Source organism: Nitrospira sp. MA-1 (genome assembly GCA_032139905.1).
In the GTDB taxonomy this organism is placed as follows: domain Bacteria; phylum Nitrospirota; class Nitrospiria; order Nitrospirales; family UBA8639; genus Nitrospira_E.
The window spans coordinates 1,081,678-1,106,220 of sequence record JAQJDB010000007.1; the positions used below are offsets into that span (position 1 = coordinate 1,081,678).

Genomic DNA, 24,543 nt, shown 5'->3' on the forward strand with positions numbered 1-24,543 from the left:
CGATTGAATACCTGTGTTGGTGATAAGGAAAGCGGAAGAATGCAATAGCCATCTTCACGTGAACCGATTGAGGAATCTTAGCACCCTCCCTAATCGTTTTGCATCATCCAACTTGATGAGACTGTGTAATCACCAATCCAACACAAGCGTGGCATGAGCATTTTTCTCCTGTTGAAATTGCCCTTGTCCCGGCCGGCTATGGTACACTCTTTTCCGTAAATTCCGGCGAGAACGTTTTTTTGCCAAGAGGCCACTGATCAAAGGATAGGGTTGTGAAATCGTTATTTGACCGCTATCAGATGAAATCAGGTTTCGATGAAATGTTTGAGTCGTCCGGCGTTCCGCGTCGTCATTATCGGCGTCTCGTCGAACGGTTACGGAATTTCTCTTCGAAAGATCTGGAATTGAAACGGCGTCAGGCCGATCAGGCCTTTTTGCGGCAGGGGATCACCTTTACCGTCTATGGCGATCTCCAACAAACCGAGAAGATTTTTCCCTTTGATCTGATGCCACGGATCATCCCTGATCTCGAATGGCGAGTCATTGAAGAGGGGATTCGCCAACGCGTCATGGCCTTGAATATGTTTTTAGTGGACTTGTATGGCGATCAACGGATTCTGAACGATCAGGTGGTACCTCGCGAACTCATAGAAAGTTCCGTACATTTCCAAAAAGATCTGGTGGGTTTTTGCCCGCCCAAAGAGGTGTTCATCCATGTATCGGGGATCGATTTAATTCGGAACCATGAAGGCAGCTATTACGTGCTTGAGGATAATCTCCGGACACCTTCAGGTGTGTCGTACGTGCTGGAAAACCGACTGGTCATGAAGCAACTGTTTCCCAACTTGTTTGCCGACATGCAAGTCCGGCCGGTGGATCAATATCCGACGCAGCTCCTGGAGAATCTCAAGTGGCTGGCTCCCCTTGGCAAGGAAAATCCCACCGTCGTCCTTCTGACTCCCGGTGTGTTTAACTCCGCCTACTTTGAGCATTGCTTTTTGTCTTTACAAATGGGAATTCAAATGGTGGAAGGCCGGGATCTTGTCGTGGAATCTGATGATAAGGTGTATATGAAGACCACTCAAGGTCTCGAGCAGGTGGATGTGATTTATCGCCGGGTGGATGATGCCTTCCTCGATCCGGAAGTTTTTCGCAAGGATTCCGTGCTAGGTGTTCCCGGCCTGGTCCGGGCCTATCGGGCAGGAAATGTGGGCCTGGCCAATGGCATTGGCAACGGGATCGCGGACGATAAGGCGGTCTATACCTTCGTACCGAAGATGATCGACTACTATTTAAGCGAGAAACCGATTCTGCAGAATGTCCCGACCTATTTGTGCGGGAATCCTGAAGACCGGAAGTATGTGTTGGATCATCTCGAGTCGTTGGTCGTCAAAGCCGTGGGGGAGTCAGGCGGGTATGGGATGTTGATGGGACCCAGTTCGACCAAAGCCGAGCAGGAAGAGTTTCGGAAGAAAATCGAAACCGATCCACGCAGCTACATTGCCCAGCCGGTGGTGACCCTCTCGCACCATCCCTGTATCGTGGATGGAGAAGAGAACATGCGATTGGTCGGGCGCCATATCGATCTCCGGCCGTTTGTGCTCTGGGGGGAGGAAATTTCCTTGTCCTTGGGAGGGTTGACCCGTGTGGCCTTAAAGGAAGGCTCCCTGGTGGTGAATTCTTCCCAAGGCGGAGGAAGTAAGGACACGTGGGTTCTCTATGGGGATGAATAGACCATGTTGAGTCGAACGGCAGAATCGTTTTTCTGGATCGGGCGCTCGGTGGAGCGGGCTGAATATACCGCCAGGTTCGTGAATGTGCATTTTCATTTGCTCACCGAAATCGCAACTCAAGAAGACCAGGCCAATATCTGGACTCGATATTTAGAGGATACCGGGGAACTTGAGGCCTATACCAAAATTTTTGGGGAAGTGCAGACTCGGCCGGTCATGGAATTTGTTACCCTCTGCCGTGACAATCCGAATTCGCTGACCAATCTGATTGCAGCCGCGAGAAATAGCGCCCGCGGAATCCAGGATCAGTTGTCCAGCGAAGTCTGGCATTTTATGAATGATTTTTATCTCAGCCTCAAGGGAAAGACCGAACTTGATCTGTGGTCGGATACACACGATTTGCTCAGGTATGTACGGAATACCTGCTACACATTGGACGGGGTTGTCGGCAGCACGATGGTACATGATGAGGGATGGAACTTTTACCGGTTGGGTCTGAACATTGAGCGGGGTGGTCGGACGGCTCGACTCATTGATATTCCTGTTCTCAGTGATCCCACGACGGAACCCAGGAGAATTTCCGAATATCATCAGTGTTTAGCCGCGTTAAAATCAGCCAGCGCCTTCGAGGCCTATCGGAAGTTTTACTCGGCACAGTTGGTGCCGAAACGCATCGTGGAGTTTCTCCTCTTTCATGATAAATTTCCTCGATCCGTCCGATACACGACGGGACAAATCAGTAAAGTCGTGGAACGGTTAGCCGGAAGTAGTCGGCGGGCCGAAACCCGTCAGGCGATCAGATTAAGTGGGGCCTTGGCGGCGGATCTGGAATTTGGCAGCTTGCAAGAGGTCTATTCCACAGGTTTATCACTTTTTCTGGGCCAGATGCTTGAGAATTTTGACCAGCTTTCAAACTTGATCGCGTTGGCATTTTTCCGCACCAGTGGCTATTCGACTTCCTCCCAATCCCAATCCCAAACCCAATCAGTGTGAGACTCAACAGTGGGAGAGGACAACGTCCCTGTGGGATGTGTCATTACTAACTGTCTGGAGCATAATCTTCCAGGCTTATTCATAGGAGGTCATCATGAAACAAAAGTTCTTGTTCGTTCTTACGCTTCTCGTCGCCTGTCTGGCTGTCTCAATCAGCCCTGCCCTGGCCGACATCGATGATGGATCGAAGATTACAATCACGTCGCCGAAGGATGGAGCTGTGGTGGGGGACACTTTTGAACTTACGTACGAACTTGTCAAAGGTACCCAGGCCGCGCATGGCCATGTCTATCTGGACGGTGAACCCCAAAAGGAATTCTCAGGCACATTCGAGGGCCTGAGCAAAGGCAAGCACGAAATCAAGGTGCAGGCCGCGACCCACGATCATGACCACCTCGCGGCAAGCGACAGCATCTCGGTGACGGTCCAGTAACCGGCAAACTGTTGCGGGGAGGCCTGGGTCTCCCTGCAAGCAACCGTTCGACCCAGACGTTGCGATGTGACTCGACGAGGAGCGGGGGGGCCGGTCAAAGGAGGAATGCCAGGCCGCACGGTATGCTCTTTTCACATAATCTGACGCACTGATTTGGGTGCCGGATCCGATTGCTGGACTCCTGAGCAGAATGTCGTGGCCATGGGAAATGGATGGACCCCTGATCGGCTCCTGAACGTTTTTAATATGCCACGGTATTTTTCTCATGATTCACGGATCAGTGACTGCTGCTAACCGGCCTGCCGAAGCTCCGGCGCAGGCACCGCAGCATTATTCAATCCTTCCGGATACTCTCCTCAGTTCTGACTTGTCCTCTTTGCTTCACTGGGGTAAGCTTTCCCGTTTCCTTGACAAGGCCTTGCCATCTCAATAACCAGGCGAATAGCCAATCACCGGTATTCGGATTGACCGATCAGCATCTCAACCGATCATGTCTGAATTAGCTATCCTCCTGATTATCCCTCCTTTGACTCAACTCAATACGCCGTATCCATCTACGGCCTATTTGACAGGGTTTTTGCGGTCACAAGGGTATCGCACGCACCAGGCTGACGTTGGCATTGAGATGGTGTTGGCCCTGTTCTCACGTGGGGGCTTGAGCCGGGTCTTTGCCGAACTCAGGAAGACTCCACTTGAGGAACTTCCTGGTGAAGCACGACAAATGCTGAGCTTGGAACGCGCATATGTCGAGACAATTAATCCGGTGATTAGTTTTTTGCAGGGACGAAATCCCACCCTCGCTTCGCGCATCTGTCAGGGCATCTTCCTTCCAGAAGGTCCACGCTTTGCCTCGAAGCATTCAGATGACCAAGAAGGAATACATCGTTCACATAATCAGGCCGACCATGCCAAGCATCTGGCAACCTTGTATCTCGAAGATCTTGCCGACCTTGTTCAGGCGACCATTACGCCTCACTTTGCATTGAGTCGCTATGCCGAATCCATTGCCATGCAGGCGAATTCCTATGATCGCCTTGAAGAAGCCTTGGGCCAACCCATGAGTCTCACAGATGAGTGGATGGTCGAAGCGCTCTGGCAGCATGTGGACCGGCATCAACCCGCTGTCGTCGGATTTTCGGTGCCGTTTCCCGGCAATCTGTATGGCGCACTTCGAATGGGTCAACAATTGCGGGACAAAAAGCCGGAAATCAAAGTGGTGCTGGGGGGAGGGTATCCCAATACGGAGTTGCGCAGGCTGCAGGAACCTCGACTGTTTGAAGTCGTCGATTTCGTGACGCTTGACGATGGAGAGCGGCCCTTCCTCTGTTTGTTGGAATACTTGGAGGGAAAACGACGAGAGTCCGATCTGTGCCGGACGTTTCTTCGTTCGGGGCGGCATGTCGTCTGGCAGAATGGAGCCAGCGAGCCGGACGTTTCGCAGGTTGAAGTGGGAACCCCAACCTACGACGGATTACCTCTCAATCAGTATATTTCCGTGCTGGATACCTTGAATCCTATGCATCGGCTCTGGTCCGATGGGCATTGGAATAAATTAACGGTGGCGCATGGGTGTTATTGGAAGCAATGTACGTTCTGTGATGTGGGACTGGATTATATTGGCCGGTACGAAGTCTCACCGGGCGAATTGTTGGTGGATCGTATCGAAGCCCTGATCGCGGAAACGGGAAGTCGCGGGTTTCACTTTGTAGATGAGGCCGCTCCACCAGCGGGTTTGAAAAATCTGGCACTGTCTCTGCTTGAACGGGACGTCACTATTTCCTGGTGGGGAAACGTCCGGTTCGAACCGGCATTCACGCCGGACCTCTGCCGTCTGCTGGCCGCCTCCGGTTGCATTGCGTTGAGTGCCGGCTTGGAGGCGGCATGCGATCGTCTGCTGGCTTTGGTCAAAAAGGGCATTACCGTCGACCAAACCGTTCAAGTCGTTCAGGCTTGTCATGAAGCAGGCATTTTGGTGCATGCCTATCTAATGTATGGGATTCCCAGCGAAACGATCGGTGAAACCATTGAAAGCCTCGAACGTGTGCGTCAATTATTTGCTCATGATCTCATACAATCAGCCTTCTGGCATCGATTTACCACCACTGCCCACAGTCCCATCGGCATCAATCCCCAAGCCTATGGCATTCAGCTCGTCGGACCGGCATTCGGAGGGTTTGCGGAAAATGATCTGGTTCATGTGGATGCTCTGGCGTCTATGCCGGAATGGATCGGAGAGGGGTTGCGAGCGGCCCTTTGGCATTACAAAGAAGGGTTGGAATTGACCAGGGATGTCAGGGAATGGTTTCCGGAGCGGGTCCCGAAACCGAAGGTCAAACGCACCTGGGTCCAGCAGGTCTTGGAGAGCGAACAGCGGGAAGACCATTCCAGGTTAGAGCGAAAATTTGTCTGGATCGGCGGGCAGCCTGATGTTGATCGGGGAAATGGCGAGCAATACAGAATCATGTTGTCGAACCGAACCACGGATGAAGAAGTGAGGTTAAAGGGAGGCCAGGGCGAATGGTTACTCAATCTCATCGAACGCGCCGTGCCGGTTCATCAAACAGGGGGACATCGGTATCCCATTTATAAGGAAGTGCGAGCAGGTTTCCCGTTTGGCGGCCCCAAAGGATTCGATAAATGGTGGCAGTCCGCCTCCGCCATTAAAGCCAGAGCGGTCGGTCTCCTGTTGGTCTAAGCTGGATTAAAGCTCCTCTGTCATTTCCGACATCATTCACCGGAATCCATCGTTAGGTTTGTCCTCACCTTCCGGTTACTACCCAGGGTCCATCTGCCAGAAGATTCTGGAGAGAGTACAAGCCCGTTGATATGACTGGGCTTGATCCTGGGCCGCCATTTCCTTTCAGGCCCCTCACGAGGTATAACGTAGGAGCCACATTTGACGTTTTCATAGATTCATTTATCACAAAGGAGTATGACCAATGACCACAGCACAATATCCACGCAGTCCAAAAGAACAAGTCGGCGGGCTTTGCCATCTCGGACGGCTCATCGATAAAATCCGTATGCGCAATGCGGGACAAATTCAAGATTACAATTATTTGACGGCGGGGTTCGACAAATACCTACTGGACAAACTGGAAATTCAAGGAGCCGATATTGAAAAGCGGGTGCTGCAAGGTGGTATGGATGGGGAGATTGCCGACTGGGTGAAGTCCAACGGGAAAAGCCTGAGTGAAGAAGAAAAGGCCGAATGGAACAACATGGTCCTCACGTTCGGACCAAAGGCTGAAATGGCTCAGAAAGCATTCGATAGAAATAAAGCGGCCTTGGCTGAAAAGCGTGGGGTTTCAGTGGAGGAACTCTCACACATCACAACCTGGACCGGCCTCATTGACCACGACGAAGACCGGATGTAGCCATTGGCTTAATATCTGGCAGGAAAAATCGGTGCGGCTGGAGAAACACGGGTTCGGGGTTAGAGCGGGACTTTGGGCCCACCGGAAATATCCTGGTAGGAGAGAATATGGCGGTGACCTTTTCCGTCGTCCTGGATGATCAGTTCCAGAGGCAAATCTTTCGAAAGGTTTAACAGTTTTTCCCACTGTTCGGAATCCCGTGGGTGGACCGCTAAGGTGGCATCCCCGGGAACGAACTTCCATCCGGTTTCGAACAACGGTCTTGCATCCGATCGTTCTTTCCAATTCAACCAGAGTGTTTCACGGTCTTTTTCGATATAACGCACGGTGCCCCGGACACCCGTGGGTTCAGAAAAATTGGTAACCCCTTTTATGAAAGTATCCATTGGGTGAGGTTCAGTTTCGAGCTGAGCATGAGCGATGATGGGTGTGAGGCCCAATCCCATGCATGCGGCAAAGCTTAAGGGAAGGAGACCAGCAAATGGTGAGAAGCGTCGTGTCGTCATGGGAAACCTAACAGGTAAGTGGAAAAATGACATTCTCGATTGTTTATTTTAATCAGAAGCAGAGACGATTCACAAATGCCGGACTTTTGTGTTTGGCTTGAACTGGGATTTGCTCGAACGCGAAGAAGGTAAGATTTAGTAAGAAACGATGCTTGGTCATTTTTGATTATGGAATACCAATATGAAATTCAGTGTAGAGTTGAAGCGCTTGCTCAAATTGCAATGACATCTATTTCCGCGACATCCTCTTTTCTCCTAGATGAGATTTATTTTTCTCTTTGGGGTAGGGGGCCGTTTAACGGTAGTAATTTCTGGTTAGCCAAGGTAATTGTTAAGGCAGGAAATAAAAATGAGGCATTTGATTGCTTTAATAAAAAAATGGCAAGAGTGATACCTCAAATAGCTTTTATTTCTCAATGCTACACTGAGTTTGCTTGTCAGCCTTTTTTGGTGAAGAGATTGGATAAAAATTTTGCCTTTTTTAGATATGTCCAAGAGTCCCAAGGGGTAGGCTTGATGTTCGGAGATAGGGAGAAAAAGGCATTGGAAATACTTCTCATGGATAAGGTAATCCCTGGTGCATTTTATTCCTATTGGAATGATGCAGTTAATACCTTTGGTTATTCCTCTAAAATCCTTTTGCTTTGTGCTGCGTTGGATGCATTGGGTAAAGCCGGTTTATCCAGAGAAGATAAGAAATACAAGGAGAAATTTTACCAGAAAATCGAAGAAATTATTGGCCTAGAACTAAAGAAGGACTTGTGGGGAACCAAAGTGGATCCCAATTCTGGTTTGCGACAAAGATTGGTACATGGAGACTATCTGGGCCAAAATGATGTTGAGAAGAATTATGCCGACCTGTTGCACAAAAGGATTATTAAGTATTTTAACGAGACAATATTAAAAGGAAAGTTGTTGGAAGAGGATGTTGTTGACCCTCCAAGAAATATTTTTGGTAACAAGGAAGCGTACCAAAATTATATTAGATCTCAGGGAAATAAATCTTTGGATTTAAGAGAGGTTCTATCCGAATTAGAAAAATTTGGAATAAATTCTTTAGAAAATTATGAATGGGTGGATAATACTAAATTAACTGAAAACTATTGAGTGTACGTTGCGAGTTTTCTTCCCTAGTATGGAACGAATTTAATTGATTTGGTAAGGATCGAAAAATCTTAATTGATGAAAAGTTCCTTATGTTACTACCCACCCATACGCATGGTGGCTTGGGGAGGGGCCTTCTTCCCGGTAGGCCATTTTGATGTGGCTGAGATAATCCTTTGGTACTTCCTTTCGTTTGGCTTCGACATCTACCTTAAACAGTTTGGCCGCATTGAGACCAAAGACCTTGGCTTTGAGATCTTTGGTCAAGGCAGGATAGTGGAATTTTTCCTGGAGTTCTTCGGGAATTTGAAACCGCCGGAAGGCTTCGATCTGCCATTGGGGCGTGCCATACCAAATCGAATCCGTTCCCCAGAGAAGATGATCTTCACCGAACGCCAGGAGAATTTGTCCCAGCAGGTGGGCGCAGACGACGGGTTCGGTGATGACGAGTTGACCGAATGTGGATCCCAATTCCATGTAGATATTCTTCAGCTTCGGTTGCTTGTGTTTTAAACGGCAGAATTCGCTGGTCCAGGGAATCTCCCCTTTTTTGGCTTCATCAAGATTGATGCGAGATGTGCCTAAAAATCCGGAATGGTAAATCAGGAAATTTAATTTGGGGAAATCTTGTGCGGCCTGGAGAATATCGCGGGGATGGTTGTAATCGGGCACCGGGCCGAGCGGCAGGCCTTTGTGCGTGCAAATATTATTGATGTTTAGGGCCTGCGCTTTTTCAAGCATGGGGTAGGCGATCTTTTCATCGCTTAGCCACCAGCCATGTTCGAAGCCTTTCGGCGGGGAGCCGGTATAACATTTCCAGGCATCGACCTTGAACGTCTCCGCTTGCTGATCCATGTAATCAAGATCGACCTTGCCTAATTGGGGCATGACCAGCCCATGGGCGAGCATGCGTTGGGAAGCGGTGAGACGATTAATTGCATCACGGATGTGCGTCATTTCTTTGGGCGGGACGACGGCTTCCCATGGATAGGGGCCGGGCGGAGTGCTGATGAGCCCGATAGAAGTGTCGCTGTCCAGAAAGACTTCTTTGATGTAGTTTCCCAAGCTCAGGTCCTCCATTGTTCCACTATCCCCGGAGAGCTTGGGATTCAGGCCCATTTCTTTGGCACGGCGCCGCAATCCCAGAAGTCCGTCTTTCCAGCCCGGCTGGTTGAAGGATGAACTGACGTAGTGGGTTTGGACATCGAAGATGAAGGGGAGGTTCCCTTTGCGAGCCTGAACCGCTTGGGGTTCCGCCGCTTCAACGTCCAGCACATCAAAGAATTTTCCAAATACCTGGTTCATGGCCAGAAAAGCCAGCGCCATTCCACCGGTGGTTTTAAGAAAATCTCGCCGGTTTATGCCGAGGCGGCTGCTCAGCCGTGTGCTGCTTTGGTGGATCAGCCACTCAACCTGGCTTTGTTTGATGGACTGTGGGGGCGGAAGAAATTCTTCGCTGGAGACCACCTGTGTGGGAACCGGTGAGGCGGAGGTATATCCTTGCCGGATATGGCTGGCTGTTCGACGGCTCATAGGCCAATTGTGCGCGATTCACTCTACTGAGGGCAACATTGGAAGAGCAGGGTGAACAGCGCTCCAGGAATTATTTTGAACCGAATTCAAACATCTTTATTAACGGCTTTTGCTCGTGTTCAATCATGTCATAGTCCGTTGATTTGCCGGACTTATATCGAGGGAAGAGCTCAATGGTTCGTCGGGAGGATGAGGTTTCCGGCTCCGCGGATTGTGGCGTTCGCCAGCCCACGGGAGGAGGAGGTGGTGGTAATCGCCAGTCCCGTTTCTCTTCTTGTGGAATTCTCCATCGGTTCGATTCGAGGAGATTTTCCGAGAGAGGAGATCGGTAGGAGTCTTCATCAGGAAGCGACAGTTGGGTGCTGGGCTTTTCAAGGGCGGCCGCTGCGAGCAGTGCCGGAAGGAGGAGAAGCATGCCCATCAAGCCTAAGGAGAAAGAGGGCTGTCCCTCTACAAGGAACCGTTCTGCCCTAGTCATGGGTTCGTGGCCACATCTTTTCTCCACTCAATTCCCTCAAACCAATATTTGTGAACGGAGCTTAACCAGGTATCGGCGTTATGGCTGATAATCCATGCGTTGAGGAAATGTACAAAGTCGGGATCTCCCTTGCGAACGGCAAAGGCCTCTTTGGTCTCGAGCAGTGGTTTGGACAAGGGTTCATCAACGGTCTGAGGATGATCCAGGGCAATAAACGTGGTAATGGGTTCGTGCTCGATGTACCCATGGACCTTTCCGCCCGTGACAGCCTCTATGGCCTCCTCACTGGAAGAAAATGTTTTGATGGTGGCCTCCGGGAACACGCGATGGGCAAGGTCCTCGCCAACCGATCCGGTCACCGCAGAAATGATCACTTCCGATCGATTGAGGTCTTCTGGGCCATCAAAAGCTTTTGTTAATGGAATATTCGTGACTAATCCGATCCCGGATGAGTCATAGGGCTGGCTGAAATTGACTTTCAAGGCTCGTTGAGGGGTAATCACGATGCCTGCAGCGATAATATCGATTTCCCCTTTCAGAAGGGCCGGTATAATATCCTCCCATTTAAAGGGATGGAATTCGGGTTTCACGCCAAGGTCCTTGGCCAATTGTCTGGCCACGTCAATTTCAAATCCGACCAATTCACCATCCTTATTCTTGAATGTCCAAGGGGTAAACAGTGCGATGCCTACCCGTAATGTTCCTTTCTCCAGAACTCTTTGCAATGCGCCGGATTGGCCGCCAGGAGATGGGCTTAAACGGGATTTTGATGCGACCTCTGCTTGGGCCGTTGACAGAAGGACAAAGCCTCCGAAGAGGACTGCTGTGAAACAATTGAGTAGGATGCGAAAGAATCGTTGGTGTGTGTGCATGATGACCGCCATGGTTGTGGTTCGCGTTTATGAAAGAAGGCACTGTACCATAGGGCTTCTATCCCTGAAAGTAGGGGGATAGTCCTTGAATGGTAACAAAAAAAAGAGGATTGATTGCGGGAGAGAGCTATGAAATGTAGAGGGTTGATAAGCTTGATCATTTTGTTGGCGATACTCTGTTCGGTCAATGCGGTTGCGGCCGAGCCTGTCTTGCAACCTTGGCCGAAGAACCTTTGGTACTGGAGTGATCACGGAGAACCCTTGCTGTTGTTAGGGGGGAGTGATGACGACAGTCTGTTTCAATGGCCGGAAAAAGATCTTCTTGCGCAGCTTGATCGATTGGTGTCCGCTGGTGGCAATGTCATCCGGAACACGATGAGCAGCCGACAGGATCGAGGTTTTGAGGTCTTTCCGTTTCAACAGCTGAATGATGGCCAGTATGATTTAGAGCAGTGGAATGACGAGTACTGGACGCGCTTCGAACGGATGCTGCGAGAAACGGCCAAGCGCGGCATCATCGTGCAGATCGAGGTTTGGGACCCTTGGGACTACATGGGCGACACCTGGCATATTCAGCCGTATAACCCACGCAATAATATTAACTACACGATCGAAAAATCGGAATTGGCAGAACGCTATCCCGAACCACCCTATCTCAACACACAACCGTTCTTCTTTACGACGCCAAGGCAGCGAAACAACCGTGTGGTACTGCAGTACCAGCAACGATTTGTCGATAAGATGCTGGATTATACCCTGCGATTCGGTCATGTGCTCTATTGCATGGACAACGAAACCACTGGCGATGAAGAATGGAGCCGTTACTGGGCGACATACCTCAAACATCGCGCGGACAAGGAGGACAGAATGATCTTTGTCACCGAGATGTGGGGGAATAAGGATATTACCGCCGAGATTCATAGGCGAACGTTCGATCATCCGGAGGTGTACGATTTCGTCGATGTTTCGCAAAACAATCACCAGAGCGGACAAAAGCATTGGGACCAATTTCTTCATGTCCGGAATTACCTGTCCAAGAATCCGCGACCGATCAATTTAACAAAGACCTATGGCGCGACCGGTCAGCGATTCGGCACCGACCAGGACGGGATCGAACGGTTCTGGCGGAATCTGTTGGGCGGGGCGGCGTCTATTCGTTTCCATCGTCCCACGGCAGGACTGGGACTACATGACAAGGCCGTGGCCAGTATTCGCGGGGCCAGAAAGCTGGAGTCGCAGATTCCTTTGTGGACGCTGGAACCCGCGGACGACCTGCTCACCGGTCACAAGCCGAATCACGCCTATCTGTCAGCCCGCAGGGGCAGCGCCTTCGCCTTGTACCTACCGGTTGGCGGTGGAGTGCGAATCGATGTGTCCAGCGCGGAAGAGCCGTTGGTGGTCCGTTGGATTGAAATTGCTACAGGAGACTGGGGACCCGAGCAACAGATTCAAGGCGGCGGGAAGATTTACCTGACGTCTCCAGGGTCTGGGAATTGGGCGGCGGCAATCACCGGGCAACATTCAGCGGGGACTGACTAAGCAGCACACTGTGTCCTGAGCGTAGGTCATCGTTCCAGGCAATGTCGCACACGTGTGGGGCAAGATATACAGCTATTTCGAAGGAGACAATAGGCATGAAACCGGCATTAGCGATATTGGGGACGGGCTCTGATGTGGGAAAAAGTCTGGTCACGGCAGGCTTGTGTCGGCTGTTACATCGGGCGGGAGTCAGGGTGGCGCCCTTTAAAGCACAGAACATGTCGTTGAATTCCTATGTCACGCCGGATGGAGGAGAGATGGGGCGAGCCCAAGTGCTTCAGGCTCAAGCCTGCGGGTTGGCTCCGCATGTGGACATGAATCCGATTTTGTTGAAGCCGGAAGCCGACGCCAAATCTCAAGTGATTGTTCAAGGAAAAGTATGGCGAAGTCAGAATGCCCGGGATTATTTTGATCGAAAATCGGAGCTGATTGAATTTGTGAGGGCGAGTTATGACCGGCTATGCAAGCAGTATGATGTGATGGTGTTGGAAGGGGCAGGGAGTGCCGCAGAAATGAATTTGCGGGATCGTGATATTGTGAATTGGCCGATGGTCGAGATGGCTGATGCGGCGGTGGTGTTGGTGGCCGATATTGATCGGGGTGGCGTGTTTGCGCAGGTCATCGGGACCATGAATTTGTTAGCCCCGGAAGAACGGCAGCGGGTGATCGGGGTCGTCATTAATAAGTTTCGGGGGGATCTGACGTTGTTTGAAGATGGTGTCACATTTATAGAAAAACACACGGGAGTCCCGGTGTTCGGCGTATTACCGTATTTGCGGAATCTGGAATTGGATCAGGAGGACAGCGTGGATATTGATCGATTCCGTAAGACGCTTTTTGAAGACGATACCGTCAATATCGCCGTCGTGTTGCTGCCACATATGAGTAACTTTACGGATTTCAATCGACTGGCTGCGGAACCGGATGTGGCGCTTCGCTATGTGACTTCACCCCGGGAACTTCAGGGGGCGGATGCTATTGTTCTGCCGGGAAGTAAAACGACGATTGCCGATTTGGAGTATCTCCGGAAGGTTGGATTCGAAGAAGCGCTTAAGACACATGTCCAACGTGGGAGCGAGCTTATGGGTGTATGTGGTGGATTCCAGATGCTAGGGAAAGAGATCACGGATCCACAGCATGTTGAAACGGGTGGCTCGTCGAAAGGATTCGGGTTACTGGAAGTCGAGACGGAATTGCTTGCTCACAAGAAAACGGTGCAAGTCCGTGCCTGCTCCTTACCGGAGTCCTGGGGGCATGAATGTCCGGTTGAGGGGTATGAAATTCATATGGGGGCCACGAGGGGTGCGAACGACATTCCATCCTGCTTTGGCATTTCTCCTAACCAGGAGAAATTTTCCTTGGAAAAGGAAGACGTACGATTGGACGGGGCGATGAGTCCGGACGGGCGTGTTTGGGGGACTTACATTCATGGGGTTTTTGATCAACCGGAATTTCGCCGTCGATGGTTAAATCGAATGCGAATCCGTAAAGACCTCGCGCCGCTTGATTTGGAAATATCAGCGAAGGTTTCCCAGCGAATGTCGCAGGCATTGGATCGTTGGGCTGACCATCTAAAAACCCACCTTGATGTGGATCGTATTTTCTCGACATTGGGATTAGGTGGTTCCGTCCCAGACTGAAACCAAAAATTGAAATGAAGAGGCCTCGAATTTTCCAGGAGCCTGCCATGTTTTGATCATATATGAGGGGGTGTAAGAAAAAGGGATGAGGGACGATCAGAAGTTTTTATGGAATACTGCGGAGCCGGGGATGGGCGATCATAAATCCGCCTGGTCCAGACGGCCACGGGAATGGTGGGCATTGGCCAAGGAGGTGTGGGCCGCCTCATGCGAGGACGATGTCTTTGGGCGGGCTGCGCAGCTCGGGTTCTATTTTTTATTGGCCTTATTTCCCGCCATGTTGGGAGTGACGGCGCTCATTGGTATGTTGCCCAGACAGGTGGTCGTGCCTAATGTTATGCCCTACGCCAGGGAAATTCTTCCCGCTGAATCCTTGATCCTTGTTGAGCGCTATGTTGATCAGATGATCCAGGGAAGTGGGGGGGGATTGTTTTCTTTGAGTCTCCTTGGTTCTCTTTGGGCGGCTTCCTGGGGCATGATGGCGATTATTAATACACTCAATGCTGTCTACGGGGTGAAAGAAACTCGCCCGCTTTGGAAAGCCGGCCTGACGGCGGTGTTGCTGACAATAGGGGCTGCGGTCTTTTTCATCACCTCGTTAATCTTGATCTTAGCGGGTGAAGAGGTGAGCCAATGGGTTACAGAGTTGACCGGGTTGGAGTGGTGGGCGACGATTGCCTGGCCCCTGTTGCAGTGGCCGGTCATCGTTCTTTTCATGCTGATGGCTATTAACCTGGTCTATTATTGGGCGCCGAACAGTGATCATGCATGGCAGTGGGTCAAGCCGGGATCCGTGCTTGCCGTGTTTCTCTGGATTATTCTTTCCCTGGGGCTTAAATTTTATGTGGAGAATTTCATCAATTACAACGCAGTCTATGGACCCATTACGGGAGTGATTATCCTGATGATGTGGCTGTATGTGGGCGGGTTGACTCTTTTGCTAGGAGGAGAGCTGAATTTCATTCTCAAACGTCCTCACATCATGGATGGATCTGATTCGTCAGAAGTGTGAATGGTGAATCTGTGCATTTTTGCATGAAACCTGTGCCGCGTCTCCGTTGCCAATTTCACAAGGGAATGTCCTGATACCGCATGAGCTGAGGAGCTTCGTTTGTGGTGTGGGTGGGTTGCGAAGGCCGGTTGGGGGAGGGATCTTTTAGAATAGGCAATCCTATGCCGGCCAACAATCACTGAAAAGCCATTTCTTGACAAAGCGGCCACGTCCCTCCTACATTCTTCAAAAACACACACGGAAAGAATGATGGGAAGCGGGTGAAATTCCCGCGTGGTCCCGCCGCTGTAACTGAGGACGAACCCCGCAAGAGCCACTGTCCGGATTTGATTGTAATATTCGGATGGGAAGGCGCGGAAAGTAGGTTATTTACTCAGGAGCCAGAATACCTCATTCCTTCCAAGACCAATGTTCCCTCGTGGGCTGGGGAAGTGGTGAGGATGAAGAATCGGGTGCAATCCTCAAGGTTGAGTAAGCCTTGGGGATTTTTTATTTTGAGCAGTTGCGTTCGCCAGGTGATCTGCGGAATCGTGGCTTGGTGGGTGATCTTCCCATGCGGATTTCCTGGCGTGATGGTTTTGGCCTTTGACGGAGAGATGATGAAACGGCGCCAACAGGGTATTTTGACCGGCATGCCCTTCATGGCTAATGTGGCTCCCCGCACCTTTGTGGACGATCTTGGACGGAAACTCTATCTGGCCAATCCCCCTACGCGCATTGTTTCATTGGCTCCCAGTGTGACCGAAATTCTTTTTGCCATCGGATTGAATGAGGAAATTGTCGGGGTCACCGAATTTTGCGATTTCCCTCCCGAAGCATTGGCTAAGCCGAAGGTAGGATATGCCACCCCTAATCTTGAGACGATTCTGGGACTTCAACCGCAATTGGTGTTGGCTCCAAGGTCTTTCCTGCGTGCCGACCTCATCACCAAATTGGAACAATTAAAGATTCCTATCTTTATCCTTGAGGCGCATACGGTGGAAGACATTCTTGCGCACATTCAGTTGTTGGGGCGGATGGTCGGTCATTCTGAAGAAGCGAATGCCCAAGCGGCCCTTATGCGAAAACAACTCGCCAGTTTGTCGAGCCGGTTGGTGGATCTGCCTCGCCCCACATTATTGTATATTTTGAATTCCTCACCACTGATTACGGTCGGGCCCGGGAGTTTTATTCATCGACTGATTGAGTTGGCGGGTGGCAGAAATGCTGCTGAGCACGCTGTGGCGCCTTATCCGCGTCTGACCATGGAAGAAGTCTTACGACAAAATCCTGATATTCTGTTGTTTCCGGTGGGGCGACAGGAAGGGATTTCTCAGGTGGAACAGGATTCATGGAAACGGTGGACGACATTGGCAGCGGTGCAACACGGCAAGCTGGTTCAAGTTGATAGCGATCTTCTCAATCGTCCCGGTCCACGGATTCTTGAAGGGCTGAAGCATTTGGTGAAAATTCTGCATCCGGAAGTGAGTCAGGATAACCTTCCCAATTGAGTGATCTTGTGAAGAATCATCGAGATCCGGGAATGGGATATACCTTTCCGGTCGGATCCGGAACATTTCACTATTGTGCTCACTGAATTTAAAAAATAAACCTTGTTTGTGGACCCCATGGCAAAAGTTCCGCCACTGACCATTTCCCCATCGACAACAGGTTCGACGGAATGGGTACATTCTCCTCCCACTATGCCAATGCCGGTTCCCTCTTTGCCGACACTCACGATCCGTCGGTGGTGTGTGTGGGTGGGCATATCGATCATGTTGGCGGTAGCAGCTCTGTGGGCATGTCTTGGATTTGGGACCGAGTCCATTGCTGTCTCCAGGATCTGGTCCATTCTGCTTGGGGCATTGATGGGAAGAGAGCCCGTGACGATTGGGATGGATCCGGCATCAGTCATTCTGCTTCAGGTGCGGTTGCCCCGGCTGATATTGGCATTTTTCGTTGGCGGGAGTTTGGCCATGGTTGGGGTCGCGCTCCAGGCCTTGTTGCGCAATCCCCTGGCTGATCCGTTTATCATCGGCATTTCCAGCGGCGCGGCGCTAGGCGCCGCCATTGCTATCTTGTTTGGCGTGGGGATTTCCGTTTGGAGTGTGTCGGCCTTGCCCGTGTGTGCCTTTGCGGGAGCCCTTCTGTCTTTGTTGATTATGTATCGTATTTCATCGGCTGGCACTGGTTTTTCGATCTACACCCTGTTATTAGCCGGTGTGGTGTTGAATGCGATTTTTTCCGCGTTCATTATGTTCCTGACCAGTGTGGCTGATCCCAATCGGGCGTTCGGGATGTATGCCTGGTTGATGGGATCGTTAACCGGCCCGGATTTCCACACGCTTGGCGTTCTGGCTCTGTATTTAGGGGTGGGTTTGATTGTGTTGGGGACACAAGCCCAGTCATTAAATCTCTTGACCCTTGGCGAAGAAACGGCCCGATCGTTGGGGGTTGAAGTTGAGCGGGTTAAACAATTGGTGTTTGTCGCGTCAGCACTGTTGACGGGGGCGGTCGTGAGTTTTAGCGGAATCATCGGATTTGTCGGCCTGATCGTGCCGCATGCCGTCCGCCTGGTCTTGTGTGCAGATCATCGACTCTTACTCCCGGTTGCCGGATTTGTGGGAGGCATCTTTCTGATGTTGGCGGATACGGTAGCACGAACCGTCTTAAGTCCCGCTGAATTTCCTGTGGGTGTGGTCACGGCGTTGGTGGGGGGACCCGTATTTTTGTTTCTGCTGATGAATCGGAATATGCGGGTGGGGATGAGATGATGGATTCGGATCCTGTTATTGCCGTGCCGGCCTATGGGCTTCGAGATGTGACGTTTCGCTATGCCACGTCTTCCCGCGACACATCCGAGTCGGTGCTGAAAAACCTCACTTGCACGATTGATTCGGGGAAGATTCTTGGCATTCTTGGTCCGAATGGATCCGGCAAAAGTACCTTACTTAAGCTTCTGGCCCGTGTCCTGCGTCAGGGGTCCGGCACCATTGAGTTGTTCGGAAATTCCTTTTCACTCCTGTCGCAGGCTGATGTGGCCAGGCGCGTGGCGTTGGTTCCTCAAGAGACCATGCAGATTTTCCCCTTTACCATCGCAGAAATGGTGCTGATGGGACGATTTCCTCATCATCGGGGTTGGGGTGGCTGGCATTGGGAGGATTCCGACGACTGGCGAATCGCGCATCAGGCGATGGAAGACCTGGATGTCACTCGCCTGGGGTCCAGGCTGGTTACGGATGTGTCAGGAGGGGAACGTCAGCGGGCAGTGATTGCCCGTGCCCTTACTCAGGAGCCACAGATATTGCTCTTGGATGAACCAACCGCTTTTTTAGATTTGCACCATCAGTTGGATATTGCGCGAATTCTTCGGCGGCTGAATAGGGAGCGTGGCCTTACGGTGATTCTGGTGTCTCATGATTTGAATCTGGCCAGTCAATACTGTGATCGCCTGATGTTGTTACACCATGGACGGATTGTGGAGGTTGGATCTCCTTTAGAAGTTCTGCGTCCTGACCTGTTGGAATCGGTGTACGGGTGCCCGGTTCTGGTAGATGGTCATCCTCAATCCGGGTTACCCCGAGTGTCGTTGCCGGTGTGAGGGAGTCAAGCCATGAAGTGTCTTGAGGTGTGTGGGTATCGGTATTAACCATTTAACAAAGGAGTAGGGTTATTTAGAGGGAAATCGACGGTTGTGACGGGGAAGCTGGTGTAAATCCAGCACGGTGCCGCCACTGTAAGCGGGGAGTAATTCTGCAAGAATCCATTGTGGACCTGGTGTCCATGAGAAGGCGCAGAAACGCGAAGATCCGCAAGTCAGGATACCCGACAATCAGTCTCTTCCATAAAACCCCTTCGTGCGAAAGGGAGGTGGATCATGTTTTCAGGAATTTTGCGTTCATGTTTTCTCGTCGTATGTTTTCGAATTTTTGGATTGATCGTCATATCTCTATTCTTTCCAATCATGGTTGCGGCAGCAGATCCTCAAGATTCCGAACCTATCGTGGAGTTTGAGCCTATGGTGGTGACGGCTACGAAAACACCCGTTCCTCTTAGTCAAGTCACGAGCGCAGTGGAAGTCATAACAGAAGAGAGCATGCAGCGTCGGCACAGTCGAACCCTTGTGGATGCCATCAGTTTGAGCCAAGGTGTGTCGACGTTTTCCTCTGGTGGGCCAGGGACGAATAATACCGTGAGGATTCGCGGAGGGAGTTCGGCTCAAACGTTAGTACTGATTGATGGTGCCATTGTGAACAGTGCGACACTCGGGGAGTTTAATTTTGGTACCGTGACCACGGACAATATCGAATCCGTGACCGTCCTGCGTGGGGCGCAGAGCATGCTGTGGGGTTCTGATGCTGCCGGTGGGGTGGTCGACATTCGAACCAAGCGCGGTACGGGTGAGCCGGTTGCCAGAATCTTTTCAGAGTATGGGTCCTATAATTCGATTCGAGAAGGAGGGAGTTTTGCCGGACAAATGGGACCGGTCGACTTTTCTGCCACCTTAACGCGTTGGGATATGACCAAATTTTCTTCGGTCAATTACCGGCGTGGGGCAACTGAACGGGATGCGTTTCGCAATTGGCAGGCGTCTTCGTTGTTAGGGGTGAAGGGGCCGTGGGACGGGCGGTTGGAATTGGCGTTCCGCTGGATCAATAACGACATCGATCTCGATAGTCCCAGTACATTCGGCGGTCCTTTCGATGTGTTCAAAGCGAAATCCGCGAATGAACAATTTATTTATAGCGGGAGTTATCATCAACCGATTACTGACTGGTGGGATCAGAAGGTTACCTTCGCCCATGCCCAGGAAAGGTTAATCACTCAGGCCGGGGATAACCAACGTAGCATTACCACAGGGCTGGAGAGTACACCTGGAGCGTTTGGCAATTCAGATATTCGAACCAAAAGTAATCGGATTGAATGGCAGAGTAATTTTAAAATCGGGAAGCCTCTCCTTTTGACCGTTGGTTATCAATACAGAGAACAAATTGGAGAAAATAAAGGCACCTTTTCTGAAAAAACGCTTTCAAGCAATGCCGGATTTGCACAGCTCCAATTGAATTTGTTTGACCGGTTTTTTGCCACCGGGGGATTCCGACAGGATTCCTATAATACATTTGGCGATGCGACGACCTATCGTGTAACGGGGGCGTATCTGCTCAAAGAAACCGGCACGAAACTTCGGACCAGTTATGCCACCGGATTTCGAGCTCCATCGATTAATGAACTATTTTTCCCGAATTTTGGGAACCCGAATCTCAAGCCGGAAAAAAGTCAGAGCTTCGATATTGGGATCGATCAAACGTTTTGGGACAAGCGCGTTACCTTGAGTGCAGGATATTTCTGGAACCGCTATCGCCAACTTATTGTCACGGCGTTTGACCCTGCAGGCTGTGCGCCTTTCTCACCTTTTGGGTTTTGTGCACAGAACATCGGGTCGGCGAAAAGTCAGGGGTGGGAGGGGAGCGCTAAGCTCGTCCTGGCTGAAGGGCTTCCATATATGAAGTTGCTGGATCTTCAGGGGCAGTATACCTATACGATCACGAGGGACCTGGAGACAGGGTCCCGGCTGCCGCGCTGGCCGGTTCATCAGGGGAGTGTTGTGTTGACCTATCAACCCATTGCTCCTTTGAGTATGACCACCACGTTCCGCTATGTGGGTTCTCGGTTTAACACGACCGGCGATCAACAGCCACTCCCGGATTTTTATCTCATCAATTTCTCGGCTTCGTATGACATTACGTCCTCCCTGCAGGGGTATGTCCGCGTGGATAATATTCTGAACCGGCATTATGAAGAAGTGCTGTATTTTGGCACGCCGGTGCGATCGGTGTTCGGTGGCATTCGAGTGACGTTTGACCTACCGGTATCAAAGACCTCCAGCGCGAGTGAAAAATCATGAGTTTTCCGAGGCTCGTCATTGCGGGCACGCATAGTGGAGTCGGCAAAACGACGGTGACGCTAGCGTTACTGTCCGCGTTTCGCGCCCAGGGTCGCACGATTCAACCGTTTAAAGTCGGGCCGGATTTTCTGGATCCGGGGCATCATCAGTTGGCCAGTGGCAGGGAATCCCGGAACCTTGATGGGTGGATGCTCGGGGCGGTATTGAACCGAACGATTTTTCAAGAAGCGGCTCACGGTGCCGACCTCTCGATTATTGAAGGCATGATGGGTCTCTTTGATGGAAGTTCCCCGGTCAAAGAAACGGGGAGCACGGCTGAATTGGCGCACCAACTGAACGCGCCGATCCTCCTGGTCGTGGATGGGAGTGCCATGGCCCGTTCGGCAGCCGCGATGGTCTATGGCTATGCACAATTCGACCCTTCGTTGAATGTCGCCGGTGTGATTTTTAACCGGGTTAATAGTGAAGGCCATTACCTGTTATTAAAGGAGGCGGTCGAACAGGAAACCCGTATTCCGGTTGTAGGCTACCTCGCTACTGATTCGGAGGTGACTATTCCTGACCGGCATTTGGGATTACGGACGGCTTTGGAGGGTTCGGGGACTGAATTGTATGCCAAGCTCGGTCAACTGGCATCCGCAACAATCGATTTGGATCGCGTTGAACAGTTAGCTCAGGCCAGTCCTGAAATGCTCGTCACGAATTCTGGCATGCCGGCTAAGGCTTCCAGTCCGGTGAATCAAGCGGTAAGAATCGCAGTGGCGTTTGATCCGGCTTTTTGTTTTTACTATCCAGAAAATCTCCAACTTCTTGAAAAGGCGGGTGGAGAGTTGGTCCGGTTTTCTCCCATGAAGGATTCGTCACTTCCCGATGTGGATCTGGTGTATCTGGGAGGAGGATATCCGGAGATCTACGCCGAGGTGTTACAACGGAACAGCACTATGCGTCAGTCCATTCAGGCTTTTGCGGCAAGGGGTGGAGTGGTCTATGCGGAATGTGGCGGATTGATGTATCTGGCCAACACTCTCAGAGATTTTGATGGAACCGAGTACGACATGGCGGGGGTGATCCCGGCTGAAACGGCGATGAGCCGGACAACGATGACTTTGGGGTATCGTGAGTTGGCTGTGACTCGCGGAGGACCTATCGGGGACGAGGGAGTGCGGATTCGTGGGCATGAGTTCCATTATTCGACGCTTTCACCCAAAGGAAATCTGGAATATCTCGGGCATCTCACGGATGCGCAAGGACGGGACCGGGGAGGGGATGGCATTACAGTAGGGAATGTCATCGCTCTGTATACACATTTGCATTTTTCCAGTCACCCTCATGTCCCTGCGGCTTTGGTCGAAGCGGCAAGGGGTGAAGCGGGGATGAGAAAGGGTAGGCGATGAGCGATCAAAGTCATCAGGCTCGCATGGAGCGGTTAAAAGCCAGTGTGGATCAACGAATTGCCGCGGCACAGGAAGAAAAAGGTCTATTAATGGTCCACACCGGTGCAGGCAAAGGCAAAACCACGGCAGCATTGGGCATGGCCATCAGATGTCTCGGACATGGTATGAACGTGGCAGTTGTGCAATTTATCAAAGGGGCCATTGATACGGCAGAAGAGCGCATCTTGAAAAGCTTCGGCAGCCAGGTGGTCTTTCTTCGAATGGGTGAAGGGTATACCTGGGAAACCCAGGATCGTGAACGGGATGCACAGGTAGCTCAAGATGCGTGGACAGAAGTAGAAAAGCTTCTTCAAGATCCATCCTTTGGCATGGTCATTCTGGATGAACTGAATATCGCGATCCATCATGAATATGTCTCGCTTGAACAGGTGCTGAAGGCGGTGGATCAACGTCCTTCCGGACTTCATGTGGTCATTACCGGGCGGGGTGCGAAACCGGAGCTCATTGAAGCCGCTGACCTGGTTTCGGAAATGAAAATGATTAAGCATCCCTTTCGCAAAGGCATCAAGGCTCAAAAAGGAGTCGAATTTTGAAACAGAGTATCTCTCAAAGCGTGGGGGCCTTTTCCGCTGAAGAGCGTGAGGCCGTCTATCGTGCGATATTTGAACGACGAGATGTCCGCAAAAATTTCCTTCCCGATCAGATTCCAGAAGAAACCCTTCGTCGAATCCTGTTGGCCGCGCATCACGCTGGATCCGTTGGCTATATGCAGCCTTGGGATTTTTTGATCATTCAGGATTCGGACACCAAGCATGCGGTGAAAAACCTTTTTGTGCAAGCCAATGATGCGGCAGCCTTGCAGTATAAGGGAGAGGAATCAAGTCGGTATCGAGGGCTGAAGCTTGAAGGGATTCAAGAAGCCCCTATCAATATCTGTGTGACCTGCACTCGTGATCGTGGTGGCCCGTCAGTCCTCGGTCGTGCGACCGTTCCCGAGACGGATTTGTATAGTACGTGCTGCGCGATTCAAAACCTCTGGCTTTCGGCACGAGCCGAAGGTATCGGGGTGGGTTGGGTGTCAATTCTGAATTATGATTCTTTAAAAAGAGTCTTAGACATTCCTCAAACGGTTTGTATTATTGCCTATTTGTGTGTCGGCTATGTGTCCGGTTTTGCTCATCAACCGGATCTTGAAAAAGCAGGATGGCGCAAACGATTGCCACTTGAGGAACTCGTGCATTATGAGAAATGGGGAAAGCGCAGTCGCGATGAATCCGATTCTTCCGGCCCCGACCCCACATCTCAATAAGGCTTCTGCCGTAACCAGAGAATTTGGAGGAAAAGTTGGTGAAGACGGTGCCCTCTCCACTTCAGATCGATCTACAATATCACTGTCTGATTGTCCGGTTTCCGGGGAATTTTAATTGTCTGAGTTGGGCGCCTTGGAATGGTGGGGACGCTTACGTCTCCGCGGTCGCGAATGTCCAGGTGGGCCTTCACGGATCCTCTACTTCGGCCACCCTGGCGGAGGATTTTGGGGTTCTGTTCAAAGCACATTCTCTCATTCCCGAAGAGACCATCGGATTAATGACGGCTGCGAACGTGAGTGCGTTTACCGACTGTTTTCTGAATTCATCAGGTGCCTGGGTGCATGTGCTCGTGACTGTCGGACTATCCAATGCCCGCTCCGTTTTAGACGATGCCGATGTTGAGCTGGGTTATCGATGCGATTCGGTCGGAACCGTGAATGTGGTGATGGCGACCAATGCTCTTCCGACTATTGCCGGACGTATTCAAGCGGTACATATCGCTTCCTCGGCCAAAGCTGCCGCGTTTCGAGATAACGGTGTCACCAGTCGCAAGTCCGATCGTCCGGCCGATTTAACCGGGACCGATTGTCTTGTGGTAGGGGCCAGCGGTGAAATTAAAGAAGATCATTGTGGTCTTCACACGGTTCTTGGGGAAATGATGGGCCGGGCTGTGTATGCATCGGTGGCACAAGGCATTACGCAATACAGGAGGTCTTAAGCCTTGAGCTGGTTTGA

General features: G+C 51.2%; 21 protein-coding genes and 2 riboswitches. Of the genes, 17 read left to right on the forward strand and 4 right to left on the reverse strand.

All coding sequences use genetic code 11. The features are described from left to right. Window positions 1–299 precede the first annotated feature (299 nt). The 5 genes from PJI16_17685 (at window position 300) to PJI16_17705 (ending at window position 6,536) form a co-directional block, all read left to right on the forward strand. Complete coding sequence (locus tag PJI16_17685; GenBank protein MDT3779397.1) at window positions 300–1,733, forward strand: circularly permuted type 2 ATP-grasp protein; 1,434 nt, start codon at window positions 300–302, stop codon at window positions 1,731–1,733. A 3-nt stretch (window positions 1,734–1,736) separates the two neighbouring features. Continuing rightward, window positions 1,737–2,726: an alpha-E domain-containing protein gene (locus PJI16_17690; protein MDT3779398.1), complete on the forward strand. Its 990-nt coding sequence runs from the start codon at window positions 1,737–1,739 to the stop codon at window positions 2,724–2,726. A gap of 94 nt (window positions 2,727–2,820) precedes the next feature. After that, a complete protein-coding gene (locus PJI16_17695; GenBank protein MDT3779399.1) occupies window positions 2,821–3,159 on the forward strand; it encodes a hypothetical protein in 339 nt (112 codons plus the stop codon). Window positions 3,160–3,649: 490 nt separating this feature from the next. Next, a complete protein-coding gene (locus tag PJI16_17700; GenBank protein ID MDT3779400.1) occupies window positions 3,650–5,854 on the forward strand; it encodes a radical SAM protein in 2,205 nt (734 codons plus the stop codon). A 244-nt stretch (window positions 5,855–6,098) separates the two neighbouring features. Further along, the gene (locus tag PJI16_17705) at window positions 6,099–6,536 is read left to right on the forward strand and encodes a DUF5069 domain-containing protein (protein ID MDT3779401.1); all 438 of its coding nucleotides are present in this window, start codon (window positions 6,099–6,101) and stop codon (window positions 6,534–6,536) included. Window positions 6,537–6,595: 59 nt separating this feature from the next. Here the strand turns inward: PJI16_17705 and PJI16_17710 are convergent, their stop codons facing one another. After that, window positions 6,596–7,042: a hypothetical protein gene (locus PJI16_17710; GenBank protein MDT3779402.1), complete on the reverse strand. Its 447-nt coding sequence runs from the start codon at window positions 7,040–7,042 to the stop codon at window positions 6,596–6,598. A 168-nt stretch (window positions 7,043–7,210) separates the two neighbouring features. On the opposite strand from PJI16_17710, the gene PJI16_17715 reads away from it, so the two are divergent. Beyond that, entirely contained in the window at window positions 7,211–8,149 is a 939-nt protein-coding gene (locus PJI16_17715) for a hypothetical protein (protein ID MDT3779403.1), read from the forward strand. An 87-nt stretch (window positions 8,150–8,236) separates the two neighbouring features. On the opposite strand, the gene PJI16_17720 is transcribed toward PJI16_17715, so the two are convergent. The 3 genes from PJI16_17720 to PJI16_17730 all read right to left on the reverse strand — a co-directional run bounded on the left by PJI16_17720 (window position 8,237) and on the right by PJI16_17730 (window position 11,029). Beyond that, window positions 8,237–9,679 (reverse strand): amidohydrolase family protein, encoded by a 1,443-nt coding sequence (locus PJI16_17720; GenBank protein ID MDT3779404.1) that lies wholly within the window; start codon window positions 9,677–9,679, stop codon window positions 8,237–8,239. Between the two features lie 70 nt (window positions 9,680–9,749). Next, a complete protein-coding gene (locus PJI16_17725) occupies window positions 9,750–10,157 on the reverse strand; it encodes a hypothetical protein (protein ID MDT3779405.1) in 408 nt (135 codons plus the stop codon). Then, window positions 10,154–11,029 (reverse strand): transporter substrate-binding domain-containing protein, encoded by an 876-nt coding sequence (locus tag PJI16_17730; GenBank protein MDT3779406.1) that lies wholly within the window; start codon window positions 11,027–11,029, stop codon window positions 10,154–10,156. The genes PJI16_17725 and PJI16_17730 overlap by 4 nt, the downstream gene beginning before the upstream one ends. Window positions 11,030–11,158: 129 nt before the next feature. Here PJI16_17730 and PJI16_17735 point away from each other — a divergent pair, with 129 nt between their 5' ends. The 11 genes from PJI16_17735 to PJI16_17785 all read left to right on the forward strand — a co-directional run bounded on the left by PJI16_17735 (window position 11,159) and on the right by PJI16_17785 (window position 24,526). After that, complete coding sequence (locus PJI16_17735) at window positions 11,159–12,568, forward strand: hypothetical protein (GenBank protein MDT3779407.1); 1,410 nt, start codon at window positions 11,159–11,161, stop codon at window positions 12,566–12,568. A 95-nt stretch (window positions 12,569–12,663) separates the two neighbouring features. Next, window positions 12,664–14,208, forward strand: coding sequence for a cobyric acid synthase (locus tag PJI16_17740; GenBank protein ID MDT3779408.1), 1,545 nt, complete (start codon window positions 12,664–12,666; stop codon window positions 14,206–14,208). A gap of 85 nt (window positions 14,209–14,293) precedes the next feature. Then, window positions 14,294–15,220, forward strand: a complete 927-nt coding sequence (locus PJI16_17745; GenBank protein ID MDT3779409.1) for a YihY/virulence factor BrkB family protein — start codon at window positions 14,294–14,296, stop codon at window positions 15,218–15,220. Between the two features lie 251 nt (window positions 15,221–15,471). Further along, a riboswitch (cobalamin riboswitch) is annotated at window positions 15,472–15,610 on the forward strand. Between the two features lie 50 nt (window positions 15,611–15,660). Beyond that, a complete protein-coding gene (locus tag PJI16_17750; protein MDT3779410.1) occupies window positions 15,661–16,710 on the forward strand; it encodes a cobalamin-binding protein in 1,050 nt (349 codons plus the stop codon). A 117-nt stretch (window positions 16,711–16,827) separates the two neighbouring features. After that, window positions 16,828–17,973 (forward strand): iron ABC transporter permease, encoded by a 1,146-nt coding sequence (locus PJI16_17755; protein ID MDT3779411.1) that lies wholly within the window; start codon window positions 16,828–16,830, stop codon window positions 17,971–17,973. Next, window positions 17,970–18,800 (forward strand): ABC transporter ATP-binding protein, encoded by an 831-nt coding sequence (locus PJI16_17760; protein MDT3779412.1) that lies wholly within the window; start codon window positions 17,970–17,972, stop codon window positions 18,798–18,800. The genes PJI16_17755 and PJI16_17760 overlap by 4 nt, the downstream gene beginning before the upstream one ends. Window positions 18,801–18,853: 53 nt before the next feature. Continuing rightward, window positions 18,854–19,047, forward strand: a riboswitch (cobalamin riboswitch). 29 nt (window positions 19,048–19,076) lie between these two features. After that, complete coding sequence (locus PJI16_17765; protein ID MDT3779413.1) at window positions 19,077–21,104, forward strand: TonB-dependent receptor; 2,028 nt, start codon at window positions 19,077–19,079, stop codon at window positions 21,102–21,104. Then, complete coding sequence (locus tag PJI16_17770; GenBank protein ID MDT3779414.1) at window positions 21,101–22,498, forward strand: cobyrinate a,c-diamide synthase; 1,398 nt, start codon at window positions 21,101–21,103, stop codon at window positions 22,496–22,498. Before PJI16_17765 ends, PJI16_17770 begins: the two co-directional genes overlap by 4 nt. Then, entirely contained in the window at window positions 22,495–23,091 is a 597-nt protein-coding gene (gene cobO / locus PJI16_17775; protein ID MDT3779415.1) for a cob(I)yrinic acid a,c-diamide adenosyltransferase, read from the forward strand. Before PJI16_17770 ends, cobO begins: the two co-directional genes overlap by 4 nt. After that, entirely contained in the window at window positions 23,088–23,807 is a 720-nt protein-coding gene (bluB, locus tag PJI16_17780; protein ID MDT3779416.1) for a 5,6-dimethylbenzimidazole synthase, read from the forward strand. The genes cobO and bluB overlap by 4 nt, the downstream gene beginning before the upstream one ends. 38 nt (window positions 23,808–23,845) lie before the next feature. Beyond that, window positions 23,846–24,526, forward strand: coding sequence for an adenosylcobinamide amidohydrolase (locus PJI16_17785; GenBank protein ID MDT3779417.1), 681 nt, complete (start codon window positions 23,846–23,848; stop codon window positions 24,524–24,526). The last annotated feature ends 17 nt before the right edge of the window (window positions 24,527–24,543 follow it).

Bases quoted from the DNA above. Each gene is read 5' to 3' on its own strand.
- PJI16_17735 (MDT3779407.1), top strand. From the start codon at position 11,159: ATGAAATGTAGAGGGTTGATAAGCTTGATCATTTTGTTGGCGATACTC.
- cobO (MDT3779415.1), top strand. From the start codon at position 22,495: ATGAGCGATCAAAGTCATCAGGCTCGCATGGAGCGGTTAAAAGCCAGT.
- PJI16_17750 (MDT3779410.1), top strand. From the start codon at position 15,661: ATGAAGAATCGGGTGCAATCCTCAAGGTTGAGTAAGCCTTGGGGATTT.
- PJI16_17700 (MDT3779400.1), top strand. From the start codon at position 3,650: ATGTCTGAATTAGCTATCCTCCTGATTATCCCTCCTTTGACTCAACTC.
- PJI16_17715 (MDT3779403.1), top strand. From the start codon at position 7,211: ATGGAATACCAATATGAAATTCAGTGTAGAGTTGAAGCGCTTGCTCAA.
- PJI16_17720 (MDT3779404.1), bottom strand. From the start codon at position 9,679: ATGAGCCGTCGAACAGCCAGCCATATCCGGCAAGGATATACCTCCGCC.
- PJI16_17740 (MDT3779408.1), top strand. From the start codon at position 12,664: ATGAAACCGGCATTAGCGATATTGGGGACGGGCTCTGATGTGGGAAAA.
- PJI16_17745 (MDT3779409.1), top strand. From the start codon at position 14,294: ATGAGGGACGATCAGAAGTTTTTATGGAATACTGCGGAGCCGGGGATG.
- PJI16_17710 (MDT3779402.1), bottom strand. From the start codon at position 7,042: ATGACGACACGACGCTTCTCACCATTTGCTGGTCTCCTTCCCTTAAGC.
- PJI16_17690 (MDT3779398.1), top strand. From the start codon at position 1,737: ATGTTGAGTCGAACGGCAGAATCGTTTTTCTGGATCGGGCGCTCGGTG.
- PJI16_17685 (MDT3779397.1), top strand. From the start codon at position 300: ATGAAATCAGGTTTCGATGAAATGTTTGAGTCGTCCGGCGTTCCGCGT.
- PJI16_17730 (MDT3779406.1), bottom strand. From the start codon at position 11,029: ATGCACACACACCAACGATTCTTTCGCATCCTACTCAATTGTTTCACA.
- PJI16_17760 (MDT3779412.1), top strand. From the start codon at position 17,970: ATGATGGATTCGGATCCTGTTATTGCCGTGCCGGCCTATGGGCTTCGA.
- PJI16_17705 (MDT3779401.1), top strand. From the start codon at position 6,099: ATGACCACAGCACAATATCCACGCAGTCCAAAAGAACAAGTCGGCGGG.
- PJI16_17725 (MDT3779405.1), bottom strand. From the start codon at position 10,157: ATGACTAGGGCAGAACGGTTCCTTGTAGAGGGACAGCCCTCTTTCTCC.
- PJI16_17755 (MDT3779411.1), top strand. From the start codon at position 16,828: ATGGCAAAAGTTCCGCCACTGACCATTTCCCCATCGACAACAGGTTCG.
- PJI16_17770 (MDT3779414.1), top strand. From the start codon at position 21,101: ATGAGTTTTCCGAGGCTCGTCATTGCGGGCACGCATAGTGGAGTCGGC.
- PJI16_17695 (MDT3779399.1), top strand. From the start codon at position 2,821: ATGAAACAAAAGTTCTTGTTCGTTCTTACGCTTCTCGTCGCCTGTCTG.
- PJI16_17765 (MDT3779413.1), top strand. From the start codon at position 19,077: ATGTTTTCAGGAATTTTGCGTTCATGTTTTCTCGTCGTATGTTTTCGA.